Raw genomic sequence first — 15325 nt, 5'->3', positions numbered from 1 at the left:
CTTTGGCTTCTGATTAAACCACAATGTCTTTTAAACACTATTATCTTTTGCTTGTACTGATGTGTAGTGCAGCCTCTGCGCAATACATTTCTACAGATGAAACCTATACTCCACTTCAGTTAATAGAAAATGTACTGATAAATTCGGGTTGTGCATCTGTTTCCAATGTTACGGTTTCGGGCGGTAATTTTGTTACAGGCGAAAACAGCTGGGGATATTTTAATGCTAATGGTTCATCTTTTCCTTTTGCTGAAGGAATTATTTTGAGTACCGGAAAAATTACTGACGCTCAAGGTCCGAATAATTTTGTCTCGGATGATGGAAACGGCATGAGTTGGGATGGGGATTTAGATTTGAATCAAGCCTTAAATATTACCAACTCCATAAATGCTACTTATCTTGAATTCGATTTTATCCCATTGGGGAATCAGATAAGTTTTGACTACATCTTTGCATCTGAAGAATATCACGGAAATGCAACCTGCACTTATTCCGACGGCTTTGCCTTTTTACTAAAGGAAGTTGGAAATCCGACTTATCAAAACTTAGCTTTAATTCCAAATACAACTATTCCTGTTAAAGTCACTAGCGTGCATCCTGACATTCCGGGTTCTTGCGCAGCACAGAATGAACAATATTTTGATGCGTTTAATGATACCGAATATCCAACCAATTTTAATGGGCAGACCAAAGTCTTAACTGCCAAATCAGCGGTAATACCAGGGCATCAATACCATATAAAATTAGTCATTGCTGATGAAGGAAATTACAGGTATGACTCGGCCATTTTCTTGAAAGGAAGTAGCTTTGAATTGGGAGTTGATTTAGGACCGGACCGTACATTTGCCAATCAAAATGCAGTTTGTTATAATGAGAGTTTAACTCTAATCGGTACATCAGCCGGTGCACTAAGTTATCAATGGAATTTCAACGGCACACCAATAGCAGGGCAAAATACGGCTACATTAAATTTTAATCCGCCTTATCTCAGTTCCCAAAATGGCACCTATTCGCTTAAAACTATTTATTCTGCTACCTGCACAACTTCATCCGCAATTGATTTGAATTTTGCTCCACAACTTGTTACAGGGCAAACTTCTTATTCTTATTGCGATGCAGATGCCTTACAAGACGGAATTACAACTATTACATTGAGTGACATCATTCCAACCTTATTTTTAAATTTACCAACAAGTTATCAGGTTAGTTTTTACGACAGTCCGACAAGTACAACCCCTTTATCCAATTCCTATCTGAATACAATACCATTACACCAACCCATTTATGCCAAAATAGACAACAACAATTGCTATACTGCTATTCCTGTTACTATCACTATTACTGTTTTTACTGATACTATTACCGATGAAACAATTTGCCTCTGCAACAATACACCTGTAACGTTAGCGGCAGATAGTGGTTACAAATCCTATCTTTGGAATACCGGCGAGACAACACTTTCGATACAGGTTACAGTTCCGGCAACCTATACCGTTACTATTGAAAATGCTGATGGTTGTAACAAAATAAAAACCTTCACCGTAATAGGTTCCGAAATTGCTACCATAAGCAACATCATAATTAGCGACCTGATTGATAACAGTTCGGTTGAAATTGTTCCTTCGGGCAACGGAAATTATGACTATTCATTAGATGGAGTTCGGTATCAGGACAGCCCTATTTTTGAACACTTAAGTGGTATAGTTTACACCGCTTTTGTAAGGGATAAAAACGGTTGCGGCATTGCGGAGCAGGAATTTAATCTACTACAAATACCAAAATATTTTACTCCCAACAACGATGGTTTCAATGATTATTGGAATATTAAAGGAATCAATTCTGTATCGCCAAATGCAAATTCAATAATTTATATCTTTGACCGATTTGGAAAACTAATCAAACAAATAAGCCCAACGAGTCTGGGTTGGGATAGTTCTTTTAACGGAAAGCAAATGCCGGCTGATGACTATTGGTATTATATTCAATTAAAAGATGGTCGAAGCGCTAAAGGTCATTTCACTTTAAAACGATAAATGATGAATAATAAAGTAGTACTGTTGTTTTTTTTGCTGATGATTATAAAGTCAAATGCACAAGAGGTAAAAGTTACTTCCGGAAAAGTAGAACGTTTTGCCAATTTTAAATCCCATTATGTAGATGCCCGAAATATTGATGTTTGGTTACCAGAGGGTTACTCTGATAAAAAAAAATATCCAGTTTTATATATGCATGATGGTCAAATGTTGTTTGATGCCGAAACTACTTGGAACAAACAAGCTTGGGAACTAGATGAAGTGGCCGGAAAATTAATAGCCGAAAATAAAATTCGAAAATTTATTATTGTGGGTATTTCTAATAATGGTTTGAAAAGACACCTCGAATATTTTCCACAAAAAGCCTTTGAAAAACTTTCAAGTGAGCAAAAAGATTTTGTTTCTAATGAATTACTATTGAAAAAGAAAATTGACCAGAAATTTATTCCGATATCAGACAACTACTTAAAGTTTATCGTAACCGAATTAAAGCCATTCATAGACAAAACTTTTTCGACCAAAAAAGATGTTAGCAATACCTTTATTGCAGGTTCGAGCATGGGCGGGTTAATTTCGATGTATGCTATTTGTGAATATCCAAAAGTGTTTGGTGGTGCAGCTTGTCTTTCTACCCATTTATCCGGTATTTATCAAATTGACAATAATCCGGTGCCACAAGTCCTATATGATTATCTGAAAAGCAATTTACCCAACCCAAAAAATCACAAAATCTATTTTGATTATGGTAATCAAACCTTGGATGCGCTTTATCCGACATTACAAAAACAAGTTGATATTATCATGCGCGAAAAAGGATTCACAGTTAAAAACTGGGTGACTAAATTCTTTCCGGGAAAAGACCATTCCGAAAATGCGTGGCATGAAAGATTCCATTTTCCATTGGAGTTCCTGATGAAAAAATAGCCCTAGCCCGGATTGCAATGGAAATCCTTTTATAAATTACCACGGGTTGAAAACCTGTGGCAATTTATAAAAGATTGTAATGGAAAGCGGGAAACAGCTTCTAAATAAAAAACCCTCTCATTTCTGAAAGGGTTTCTTTTATTGTATATGCAATTTATATTTTATTACGTTTTCTATCGTTTTCTGTTAAATAAATTTTACGCAAACGAATAGATTTTGGAGTAACCTCTACGTATTCATCTTTTTGAATATATTCCAATGCTTCTTCTAATGAGAAAATAATTGGTGGAATAATTCTAGCTTTTTCATCATTACCTGAGGAACGAACGTTAGATTGTTTCTTGGCTTTTGTAACATTGATAGCCATATCATCGCTACGAGAATTTTCTCCGATAACTTGACCTTCGTAGATTTCGTCATTTGGATTAACGAAGAATTTACCACGATCCTGTAATTTATCGATAGAATAAGGAATAGCTTTTCCATTTTCCATTGATATTAATGACCCATTGTTACGTCCCGGAATTTCACCTTTAAAAGGTTCGTATCCGATGTATCGGTGCGCCATGATTGCTTCTCCGGCAGTAGCAGTAAGTAATAGATTTCTCAATCCGATAATTCCACGTGAAGGAATGTTGAATTTAACAATCATACGCTCGCCTTTAGCTTCCATAGAAAGCATTTCTCCTTTACGGATAGAAACAAATTCTACTGCTCTACCAGATAAATGCTCTGGTAAGTCGATTGTTAATTCTTCAATTGGCTCACATTTTTTACCGTCAATTTCTTTGATGATAACTTGTGGTTGACCGATTTGCAATTCATAACCTTCTCTTCTCATTGTTTCAATAAGAACTGACAAGTGAAGAACGCCACGACCAAAAACCATGAATTTATCAGCAGAATCGGTTTCACCTAACTTCATTGCTAAGTTTTTCTCTAATTCTTTTGTCAAACGGTCTCTAATATGACGAGAAGTCACAAACTTACCTTCTTTACCAAAGAAAGGAGAATCGTTAATCGTAAACAACATACTCATTGTTGGCTCGTCTATGGCAATAGTTTGCAATGCTTCTGGGTTTTCGAAGTCAGCTACGGTATCCCCAATTTCAAAACCTTCAATTCCAACAATCGCACAAATATCTCCAGCAATTACGCTTTCTACTTTTTTACGACCAAGACCTTCAAAAGTGTGTAATTCCTTAATTCTTGATTTTAATATTTTACCATCTCTTTTTACTAAAGAAATTGGCATTCCTTCTTTTAATTCACCTCTTTCAAGTCTTCCAATTGCGATACGACCAGTAAATGAAGAAAAATCTAAGGATGTGATTAACATTTGTGGAGTTCCTGTAGATACTTTTGGAGCCGGAACATGTTCAACAACCATATCCAATAAAGCTTCTACATTATCAGTTATGTTTTCCCAATGATCAGACATCCAGTTATTTTTGGCAGAACCATAAACCGTAGGAAAATCTAACTGCCATTCTTCAGCGCCTAATTCAAACATTAAGTCGAAAACCTTTTCGTGCACTTCTTCGGGTGTACAGTTTTCTTTATCTACTTTATTAATAACCACGCATGGCTTTAAACCTAAATCAATTGCTTTTTGCAATACAAAACGAGTTTGAGGCATTGGTCCTTCAAAAGCATCAACTAAAAGACAAACTCCATCAGCCATATTTAATACACGTTCTACTTCTCCACCAAAATCGGCGTGACCAGGAGTATCTATAATATTGATTTTTGTTCCTTTATAAACAACCGAAACGTTTTTAGAAGTAATTGTAATTCCTCTTTCGCGCTCTAAATCATTATTATCTAAAATTAAATCACCTGTGTTTTCGTTTTCACGAAATAACTGACAGTGATACATGATTTTGTCAACCAAAGTAGTCTTACCGTGGTCAACGTGAGCAATAATAGCAATGTTTCTAATAGATTCCATCTTTGTTTTTTTGAAGGTGCAAAGGTACACTTTATTTTTAGATAAAAAACCAATAAACAATTTGTTTGCTTTTTAATAAAGCTGTAAGATTGGTTTATAAAATCCTTAATAAGTTTTCGGTTTAATTTTAAAACTCATTTGAAATTCTATATATTTGAAGTAATGAAAAACAATTCAAATAAAATTATATTAATTTATGTCCTTATTTTAATATTTGCGGCAGTAGTTTTCCATAAATTATTTATAGTTTTTTTACCAGATTCAAATCCCGAAACCATACTAAAATTCGGTTCTGTAGTTTTCATACTTTTTTCTGGATTAGTTTTAAAATTCATTTTATATCAAAATGAAATTAGAAATAAATCGGTTTTTGAAAAATTGCAACTTACTAATATTGAAATAAAAGAATCAAACGAACGCTACGACATTGTTGCCAAAGCCACTAGTGATACTATTTGGGATTGGAAAATGGAAGATGACAGTTTTATTTGGAATAAGGGAATTCAAGGTGTTTTTGGTTATAAGAAAGAAGACGTAGGAAAGACTTCTAAATGGTGGTTTGATAGAATTCACCCAGAAGACAGCTTAAAGATGTCGGTAAAACTCTATTCCTTTTTAGAGCAAAAAACCGAAAAATGGCAGGATGAGTATCGTTTTCAATGTGCGGATGGTAGTTATAAATATGTTTTTGATAGAGGATTTTTGGTAAAAGACGCTAGTGGAAAGGCTATCAGAATGATTGGAGCAATTCAAGATGTTACCAAACAAAAAGAAGAGGAACAACGACTTAGATTACTGGAAACGGTAATTACGCAAAGTAAAGATGCCGTAATGATTACGGATATTGATACTTCAAAAAGTGCCATTCCCAATATTATTTTCGTCAATTCCGCTTTTACGGATATGACCGGTTATCCGGCTAATGAAGTTATTGGAAAATCACCTGAAATGTTTTTCGGAAAAAAATCTGATATTTTAGAATTTGATAAACTTAAAACATCGATTCAGAAATACAAAGAATGTTTTATTGAAACTATAAGTTACAAGAAAAGCGGTGAGGAATTTTGGGTTAACTTTTCGATGATTCCTGTTACCGATAAAGAAGGAGAACATTCGCATTGGATTTCGATTCAAAGAGATGTTACTGAGGAAAAAGAAAAGGAGAAAGAGAGAGAACAGCTTATTAGAGAATTGACTCAAAATAATAAGGATTTAAAACAATTCTCTTACATCACCTCTCACAATTTGAGAGCGCCTTTATCCAATTTGACTGGATTATTGAATCTTATTGAGGATATCAATATTGAAGATCCCGAATTAAAAGAAATAATCACTGGGTTCTCAAAATCGACGCATTTATTAAATGAAACAATAAATGATTTAGTTAAAGTAATAATCATTAAAGACAATCCTTCCATTCAAAAAGAAAAAGTATTAATTAAAGACGTGTTTGAAAATGTATTTAATCAACTTAGTTTCTTAATTAGTGTTAACAAACCTATTTTGAAAATTGATTTGGAAGATGTGACTATTTTAGACATAAACAAATCCTATTTAGAAAGTATTTTTCTAAATTTACTAACAAATGCAATAAAATATCGAGACCCGAATAGACAATTAAGAGTAACTATTGCCACAAAAGTGGTAGGTGACGAATTAATTATAACATTTAAAGACAACGGAATAGGCATTGATTTAGATAAAAATAAGGATAAGATTTTTGGGCTATATCAAAGATTTCACAATTATCCGGACAGTAAAGGTTTAGGATTATATTTAGTTAAGTCACAAGTTGAAAGTATGGGCGGAACCATTTTGGTTGCCAGTACTGTTGGTAAAGGAACTACTTTTACAATAGTTTTTAAGTATAATTAAGTAATTATGTTAGATAAAATACTCTGTGTAGATGATGACCCAATTACACTCATGCTTTGTAAAAAAGTTGTTGAGAGGGTTGAATTTGCAAAAGAAATAATTACAGCTAAGAATGGTGAAGAAGCAATTCAATACTTTGATAAAATATTTGAAGAAAGAAAAGTCAACGATTCAATCGTATACCCGAAATTAGTTCTTTTAGACTTAAACATGCCCGTAATGGACGGCTGGGAATTTTTAGAATGCTATATGAGTAAAGATTATCAGAATGTATTTAGCTCTACCCGATTCATTGTTCTTTCGTCATCTATTGATCCTTATGACATCAACAAATCGAAAACATATCCTGTAATTGGCTTTTTATCAAAACCAATAACTAAAGAAATGTTAGAAAATTTAAAAACTCAATTTGTGTAAATAAAAAAGCGTCTCGATAGTAGAGACGCTTTTTTATTTGTATATACAATGTTAAATTATAACTTTGAAACGTGTTTAGTTAATTTAGATTTCAAGTTAGCTGCTTTATTATCATGAATAATATTTTTCTTAGCTAATTTATCTATCATTGAAACAACAGCAGATAATTTTGCAGAAGCATCAGACTTATCAGTTGCTAATCTTAATGCTTTTATTGCATTACGAGTAGTTTTATGTTGGTATCTGTTTAATACTCTTCTCTTTTCGTTACTTCTGATTCTTTTTAAAGCTGACTTATGATTTGCCATTTTTTCTTTTATTTTATTTAAATTGTAGCCCGTAGGGGAATCGAACCCCTCTTACCAGGATGAAAACCTGGCGTCCTAACCGATAGACGAACGGGCCATCTTTCTCAATGCGGATGCAAAAATACAACTATTTTTTATTTTCACAATAGCGTTGATGAAAAAAAACTATTTTTTTTTAATATGCTTTCGCAAATAGTACTCTACCAGTAGATTTAGCTCCGGAAAAAATACATTTTCCTTCCTCTTCTACTCGATTTAATGGTATACAACGTATAGTTGCTTTAGTTAAATCCTTTATTTTTTCTTCCGTTTCCGGAGTTCCGTCCCAATGTGCCGATATAAATCCAGTTTTGTTTTCTAAAACATTTTTAAATTCTTCAAAAGTATTTACTTCAGTCACATGTGTATTTCTATAATCTAAAGCACGATTATATAAATCAATCTGAATTTGTTCTAATAAATCGAAAATGTAAGTAACAATTCCATCTTTAGGTTTCAATTCTTTAGACAGGGTATCTCTTCTTGCAATTTCAAAAGTTCCATTTTCTAAATCTTTTGGACCAACAGCAATTCTAACTGGAACGCCTTTCAGTTCCCATTCCGCAAATTTAAATCCAGGTTTTTGAGTTGTTCTATTATCAAACTTCACTGAAATGTTTAGCCTTTTAAATTGGGCAACTAATTCATTTGCTACAGTGGAAATAGCTTCAAACTCTTCATCCGTCTTGAAAATCGGAACAATTACTACTTGAATTGGAGCTAAATTTGGTGGTAAAACCAAACCATTATCATCAGAATGTGTCATTACCAATGCTCCCATCAAACGAGTTGACACCCCCCAGGAAGTACCCCAAACGTGCTCTTGTCTTCCTTCTTGATTAGCAAATTTTACATCAAAAGCTTTGGCAAAATTTTGTCCAAGAAAATGTGACGTTCCTGCTTGCAATGCTTTTCCATCTTGCATCAAAGCTTCAATGCAATAGGTTTCTTCTGCACCTGCAAAACGTTCTGTTTCGGTTTTCAGTCCTTTGATTACCGGAATAGCCATAAAGTTTTCAGCAAAATCAGCATATACATGCATCATTTTTTCAGATTCCTCAATAGCTTCAGCTTTTGTAGCATGTGCAGTATGGCCTTCTTGCCATAAAAACTCAGCCGTACGCAAAAACAAACGAGTACGCATTTCCCAACGTACAACATTAGCCCATTGATTTATTAACAAAGGTAAATCTCTATAAGATTGCACCCAGTTTTTATATGTTGACCAAATAATTGCCTCACTTGTTGGACGAACAATTAACTCTTCTTCTAGTTTAGCATTTGAGTCAACCATCAATTTTCCAGGTTTATCAGGATCATTTTTTAATCTGTAATGAGTTACAATTGCGCATTCTTTAGCAAAACCTTCTGCATTCTTTTCTTCAGCTTCAAACATGCTTTTAGGCACAAAAAGAGGAAAATATGCATTACTATGTCCTGTTTCTTTAAACATTCTGTCTAATTCTGCTTGCATTTTTTCCCAAATAGCATAGCCGTATGGTTTGATAACCATACAACCTCGAACACCAGAGTTTTCGGCCAAATCAGCCTTGACAACTAGTTCGTTATACCACTTTGAATAATCTTCTGCTCTTTTTGTTAAGTCCTTGCTCATATTGAATACTTTGGCATAAAAATTGTTTAACTAATTTTAACTAAATAGTTCGGCAAAACTAACTATTTTTGTATTGTCCAACAATTAAAAATGCTATTGATATGAAAACTTATTCTTATTTCAGTAAAAGATTATCCAGTTATTCACTATTTGGATTAATCGCAGTTGTAGTTTCCTCATGTGGCTCTTATCAAAATAGTTCTTACTACGATGGTGATGGTGTTTATGGAAATTCACAAAACAAAAGAGAAGTATCAAACAAAGACAATTCTCAAAGCAATAAATATCAAGAATATTTTAGTGATTTAAATAAAGATTCACAATCATTTACTAATGTTGACAATTACAGCACAGTAAATAATGATACTATCAACAGAGCAGAAAATTATAATTCAAATAATTCCAGTTGGGGAAATAATCCTCAAAGTGTTACGGTAAATGTCTATGACAGCAATTGGGGTTATGGATATTGGAATAATTACTGGTACGGAAATTATTGGGGATGGAACAATTATTACGGACCAAACTTTGGTTGGGGATGGAATAGTTGGTATGGTCCAAGTTGGAACTTAGGCTGGGGATTTGGTTGGAATAATTGGTATGGTCCAAACTATTATGGTGGTTATTACAATAATTGGTACGGAAATTACAATCACAACTATTATTACAACGGAGGCAGAAGAGGCTCTACATATGCTTACTCTTCGAATGGAAATAGAACTGGTGTTAGAAATGGGACCAGAAGTTCAAATTTTACGAATAGTAGAAGCAGTTCTTATACTACTTCAGGAAATAGAAATACCAATTATAATAATACTAATAACAACACCAGAAGTTATTCAACGGAACCAGTCAGAAACTACAATAATAATCCAACGAGAAGTAATACAAACTCGCAGCCAGTAAGAAGTAATAGTTCTGAGTCAACTCCGGTTCGCTCTTATACTCCAAGTTCAAATACTCGATCCTCATCTTACGGTGGTGGAAGTTATGGAGGCGGAAGTAGCAGCGGAGGTAGATCATCCTCTGGAGGTGGAAGAAGATAAAAAAATTAAAATCTAAATATCTATGTTATTTAATAAATATCATAGATATTTTTTTGAATTAAATATAAATTTGCCATGAAGAAATACATCATTATTATCATTGCCGGATTAACTTTTTCAACAGTAAAAGCTCAAGAAACAACCCCCGAAGACGCTCTCCGTTATGCCGTTGAAAATTTAACCGGTTCAGCAAGATTTAGAGGAATGAGTGGCTCTTTTGGAGCAGTTGGAGGCGACTTATCATCCATCAATCAAAATCCTGCAGGTTCTATTTTTTTTAATAACAATTATGCCACTTTCACAGGATCTAGTTATAACGCTAAAAACATTTCGCGCTATTATGGTACCACAACAAAAGATAATGACAATTCCTTAGATTTAAATCAAGCTGGAGTTGCCTTTGTATTCGTGGACAATAATCCTAAAAATGATTGGAAAAAATTCACAGTTGCGTTTAATTATGAAAATGATAATAATTTTAATAATAGCCTTTATTCAGCCGGAACCAATCCATACAATTCCATAGATAAATACTTTTTAAGATTTGCTAATGGATTACCTCAAGAAGGAGGAATAACACTAGGAACGCTGCGAAATGCTTATTTTGAAGATCTAAATTTTATAGATCAACAAGCCTATCTTGGTTACAATGCTTATATATTTAATCCGGTTTCAGATGATGATTTGAATTCAGTTTATGTTTCTAATGTTCCTACTAACGGAAATTATTTTCAAGATAACTATACTATAACATCGGGATACGATGGTAAATTTACCGGAAACTTTGCCACTGCTTATAAAGACATATTGTTTTTAGGAATAAATCTTAATTATCATTATACCGATATTATAAAAAATTCTTCGGTTTATGAATCTTATGATACGGTTGACAGCACAACCGGATTACAGTCTGTTCAATTTGATACCGAAACGCATACTTTTGGAAGTGGGTTTTCTTTTAATCTTGGTGCTATTGTTAAAGCGACAAAAAGTTTGCGCCTTGGGGTTGCATACGAATCCCCTACTTGGTACCGACTTCAAGACGAACAAAGACAAGCAGTATTTGCCGATTGTCCGGACTGCGGTGGAGGAATATTCAATCCGAATATTACAATGATTTATGATCCTTATACCGTTCAGACACCAAGCAAATGGACTGGAAGTATAGCTTATATTTTTGGAAAAAAAGGATTACTGAGTGCTGATGTTTCAACAAAAAATTATAGCAATACTTCTTTCAGACCAAAAAACTACTACACCGGAATTAATTCTTATTTGAGTTCAGCTCTAGACAATGCAATACAAGTGCGTCTTGGTGGTGAATATAAATACAAACAAATGAGCTTCCGTGGTGGATATCGTTTTGATCAAAGTCCTTATAAAGTAGACCAGACTTTTGGAGATTTAACAGGCTATTCCGGTGGATTAGGATATACTTTTGGTGATAGCAGAATAGATGTAGCATATTCATATGATCATAGAAATTTTAACTATTCCTTTCTATCATCAGGAATGACAGATCCTGCTAGAGTGAGCAGATATAACAATAACGTAACCATAAGTTACTCTATGGATTTTTAATTTCCAATAATCATTTATTACTAAAACCACTTCTTTCGAGGTGGTTTTTTATTTTAACAATTTAATTCGAAATAAAAAGCTTAATTTTGCACGCCTCCTGAACAATCGGGAATATGTCTATGAGAACTAAGTCATTAAAGAAAAATAAAATCAATGTTATCACACTTGGATGTTCCAAAAACACTTACGACAGTGAGGTTTTGATGGGCCAATTGAAAGCAAGTGGTAAAGATGTCGTACACGAACAAGAAGGTAATATTGTAGTAATCAACACATGTGGTTTTATTAATAATGCCAAAGAAGAATCGATTAATACTATTCTGGAATATGTTGATAAAAAAGAGAATGGCATCGTAGACAAAGTTTTTGTTACCGGATGCTTATCTGAAAGATATCGTCCCGACTTAGAAAAAGAGATACCAAATGTTGACCAATATTTTGGCACAACCGAATTACCACTTTTGTTAAAAGCACTTGGTGCTGATTACAAACACGAATTATTGGGTGAACGTTTAACTACGACACCAAAAAATTATGCCTATTTAAAAATTGCAGAAGGTTGCGACAGACCATGCAGTTTTTGTGCCATTCCGATTATGCGTGGCAAGCACGTCTCTCAATCTATCGAGAAATTAGTAAAAGAAGCAGAAGGTTTAGCCAAAAAAGGTGTAAAAGAATTAATACTGATTGCACAAGATTTGACCTATTACGGTTTGGATTTATACAAAAAAAGAAATCTTGCCGAGTTGTTAGAAAACTTAGTTAAAGTTGAAGGTATTGAGTGGATTCGTTTGCATTACGCCTTCCCTACTGGTTTCCCAATGGATGTTTTGGATTTGATGAAACGCGAACCAAAAATCTGTAATTATATTGATATCCCGTTACAACATATTTCAGATAACATTTTGAAATCGATGCGTCGTGGAACCACAAAAGAAAAAACGACCAAATTATTAAAAGACTTCCGTGCTGCCGTTCCAGGAATGACTATCAGAACGACTTTAATTGTAGGTTATCCTGGAGAAACGCAAGAGGATTTTGAAATCATGCGCGATTGGGTTCAGGAAATGAAGTTTGAACGTTTGGGTTGCTTTACTTATTCTCATGAAGAAAACACACATGCTTATTTATTAGATGATGATGTTCCGGAGGATGTAAAACAAGCTCGTGCTGAGGAGATAATGGATTTACAATCACAAATTTCCTGGGACTTAAATCAGGAAAAAATAGGTCATACATTCAAATGCATCATCGACAGAAAAGAAGGGCAATACTTCGTTGGAAGAACTGAATTTGACAGTCCAGATGTAGATAACGAAGTGCTAATTGATGCTTCAAAGTTCTATGTGAAAACTGGTGATTTTGTCAATGTAAAGATAATCGATGCTACCGAGTTTGACCTTTATGGAGAACCCGTTTAATTAGAATTTTGAAAAATATTATCTAGCAATTCATATATTTTTTCTTTATCCAAAGGCTTCGTAATATAATTTGTAAATCCAGAACTTAAAACTTTCTCTTTATCTTCAATAGATGAATGAGCGGTTTGGGCTATTACAGGTAAATTTGGTTTTAATTCTTTTATGATTTCAAATGCTTCATAACCATTCATAACTGGCATTTTAATATCCATAAAAACCAAATCGATACCCGAATTATTTTTACAAATCTCTACTGCTTCTTGTCCGTTTTCTGCTCTCAAAACTATATAGTTTTTCAATTCAAGGATTTTCTTTAATAATAAAAAATTAATCTTATCATCTTCGGCAACAAGAATCGTTTGTTGAACATTATTAATAAAGGCATTTTTAGTTTTACTAGTTTTTACTTTATTCTCGATATTGTCATAATTCAACGGTATCGTAAATGAAAAAATAGATCCTTTTTTAAAAACAGACTCTACAGTTATAGAGCCTCCTAACATTTCAACATAGGCTTTTGTAATTGACAAACCAAGTCCGAGACCACTGAGTTCAATTGAAAAATCATCTTCTATTCTGTGAAATCTGTTAAAAATTTCGCTTAGATGTTTTTGGTCAATTCCCATTCCTGAATCTTTAACAATAAATTCTAATTTTCCTTCTTTTTCATTAAAATTATAGCCAAACGCAACAAAACCATTATCTGTAAATTTAATAGCATTTGTAATTAAGTTTATAAGTATCTGTTTTAATTTAGTTTCATCAGTAAGGATATTTCTTGAAATTGGATTTGAACTTTCAAGAATATGAAAATCTATTTTTTTTCCTTTTGGTATGGTGACTTTTGTTGTTTCAAATAGTTCATTTAAGCACAATTCTAAATTAAATCCTTTTATTTTAGGAGTTATTTGATTAGCATCAATCTTTGACATTTCAATTAAATCTTCTATAATTGAGACCAAACCATTTCCGCTATTAATTATAATTTTTAAATAATTATTTTTTTCTTCTTCAGATAACTGGCTATTATCTAATAAGTCACTAAAACCAACAATGGCATTCATGGGTGTCCTAATTTCATGAGATAAATTAGCCAAAAAAGTAGATTTTAGTTTGTCACTCTCTTCCGCTTTTTCTTTTGCAATTTTCAATTGTAATTTGTGATGGTCATTTTCTTCGAACAATTCACCAATATGTCCAAACTCACCACTAGCCAATTTTAAATCAGATATCGATTTTCTATTCCCTGATTCTAATATATTGGTAATTAATTGCAATGGTTTATATACCCATCTCTTAGAATAATATAAATAAATAAGGATATTAAAAATGGAAGCTATAATTATAATAGTAAGTATGTCTTTAGTATTTCTATAGTTTAAATTAAATGGACGTTTAAATAATAATTTTGAGACAACATTATTTTTATAATCTAATAAGTTTAAAGAGGTAACAATCATATCCTTTTCATCTTCTGCTAATTCATTTTTACCTAAAAACTTAACTTTTGAACTGCTAATTTTATTAAGATATTCAAAATAATTTCCATCTAAAAGTCTTGCCATAAAAAAGTAACCAGACGGTTTTGATTTTACTTTTTTGGGATCATTTGAAGGGTGAATTGTTGCTCCATAAATCTCAACTATTCCCTCAGGAATTCTCAAATAAAACTTTAAATATTTTGTTTTATTAAGATTTACCATTACACCTTTTGGAATAAAATCTTTAATATTCACCTTAGATGTAGTAATATTGGAAATGAACTTTTTATTGATATCATAAATACCAATATAATCAACTTCATATGATTCAAACTCTTTTGTGATATGATTATCAAACCAAACTTTATCTTTTGTTGTTGTATATTTTACTAAATCATCCCAAAAAGTGACATCTTCTATAGTTGTCTTATTTTTGCTAGAGCTTAATTCGAATAATGACTTGACCTCATTATTATATTGAGTAATTGTAGATTTATAAACGTGATTTTCTTGTTGAATTGTATATATATAAAGAGAAATATATAACAAAAAGAAGAAAACGCTTGTACCTATTATGAGATATAATAATTTGTAATAGGTATTAAGGTTGGTGAATTTTTTCATAGAATTGGGG

11 protein-coding genes and 1 tRNA gene are annotated in these 15325 nt (G+C 32.8%); 7 read left to right on the top strand and 5 right to left on the bottom strand.

What is annotated here, in order from left to right:
- Positions 1-23: 23 nt before the first annotated feature.
- Both QWY90_RS05695 and QWY90_RS05690 read left to right on the top strand, forming a co-directional pair.
- Positions 24-2033 carry a T9SS type B sorting domain-containing protein gene (locus QWY90_RS05695; protein WP_290284896.1) on the top strand — a complete coding sequence of 670 codons (2010 nt, stop codon included), beginning with the start codon at positions 24-26 and terminating at the stop codon, positions 2031-2033.
- 3 nt (positions 2034-2036) lie between these two features.
- The gene (locus QWY90_RS05690; protein WP_290284895.1) at positions 2037-2957 is read left to right on the top strand and encodes an alpha/beta hydrolase; all 921 of its coding nucleotides are present in this window, start codon (positions 2037-2039) and stop codon (positions 2955-2957) included.
- A 154-nt stretch (positions 2958-3111) separates the two neighbouring features.
- Here QWY90_RS05690 and typA read toward each other — a convergent pair whose 3' ends face one another.
- Positions 3112-4908 carry a translational GTPase TypA gene (gene typA / locus QWY90_RS05685; RefSeq protein WP_290284894.1) on the bottom strand — a complete coding sequence of 599 codons (1797 nt, stop codon included), beginning with the start codon at positions 4906-4908 and terminating at the stop codon, positions 3112-3114.
- Positions 4909-5070: 162 nt separating this feature from the next.
- On the opposite strand from typA, the gene QWY90_RS05680 reads away from it, so the two are divergent.
- Together QWY90_RS05680 and QWY90_RS05675 are read left to right on the top strand one after the other, a co-directional pair.
- Positions 5071-6783, top strand: a complete 1713-nt coding sequence (locus QWY90_RS05680) for a PAS domain-containing sensor histidine kinase (protein WP_290284893.1) — start codon at positions 5071-5073, stop codon at positions 6781-6783.
- Between the two features lie 6 nt (positions 6784-6789).
- Positions 6790-7200 carry a response regulator gene (locus tag QWY90_RS05675; RefSeq protein WP_290284892.1) on the top strand — a complete coding sequence of 137 codons (411 nt, stop codon included), beginning with the start codon at positions 6790-6792 and terminating at the stop codon, positions 7198-7200.
- 56 nt (positions 7201-7256) lie between these two features.
- On the opposite strand, the gene rpsT is transcribed toward QWY90_RS05675, so the two are convergent.
- The 3 genes from rpsT to proS form a co-directional block, all read right to left on the bottom strand.
- Entirely contained in the window at positions 7257-7508 is a 252-nt protein-coding gene (gene rpsT / locus QWY90_RS05670) for a 30S ribosomal protein S20 (protein ID WP_290284891.1), read from the bottom strand.
- A gap of 25 nt (positions 7509-7533) precedes the next feature.
- Positions 7534-7605 (bottom strand) — tRNA-Glu (locus QWY90_RS05665).
- A gap of 78 nt (positions 7606-7683) precedes the next feature.
- Complete coding sequence (gene proS / locus QWY90_RS05660) at positions 7684-9162, bottom strand: proline--tRNA ligase (RefSeq protein WP_290284890.1); 1479 nt, start codon at positions 9160-9162, stop codon at positions 7684-7686.
- A 101-nt stretch (positions 9163-9263) separates the two neighbouring features.
- On the opposite strand from proS, the gene QWY90_RS05655 reads away from it, so the two are divergent.
- The 3 genes from QWY90_RS05655 to rimO all read left to right on the top strand — a co-directional run bounded on the left by QWY90_RS05655 (position 9264) and on the right by rimO (position 13210).
- Positions 9264-10208 carry a hypothetical protein gene (locus tag QWY90_RS05655; protein ID WP_290284889.1) on the top strand — a complete coding sequence of 315 codons (945 nt, stop codon included), beginning with the start codon at positions 9264-9266 and terminating at the stop codon, positions 10206-10208.
- Between the two features lie 75 nt (positions 10209-10283).
- Positions 10284-11789 (top strand): OmpP1/FadL family transporter, encoded by a 1506-nt coding sequence (locus QWY90_RS05650; protein ID WP_290284887.1) that lies wholly within the window; start codon positions 10284-10286, stop codon positions 11787-11789.
- Positions 11790-11908: 119 nt separating this feature from the next.
- Positions 11909-13210, top strand: coding sequence for a 30S ribosomal protein S12 methylthiotransferase RimO (rimO, locus tag QWY90_RS05645; protein WP_290284886.1), 1302 nt, complete (start codon positions 11909-11911; stop codon positions 13208-13210).
- On the opposite strand, the gene QWY90_RS05640 is transcribed toward rimO, so the two are convergent.
- Positions 13207-15315 carry a response regulator gene (locus QWY90_RS05640; protein ID WP_290284885.1) on the bottom strand — a complete coding sequence of 703 codons (2109 nt, stop codon included), beginning with the start codon at positions 15313-15315 and terminating at the stop codon, positions 13207-13209. The genes rimO and QWY90_RS05640 overlap by 4 nt on opposite strands.
- Positions 15316-15325: the final 10 nt, after the last annotated feature.

It is taken from the genome of Flavobacterium paronense (assembly GCF_030409795.1).
GTDB lineage: Bacteria > Bacteroidota > Bacteroidia > Flavobacteriales > Flavobacteriaceae > Flavobacterium > Flavobacterium paronense.
The sequence above is the reverse complement of the archived record's forward strand: the minus strand, read 5'-3'. Positions and strand labels throughout refer to the sequence as shown.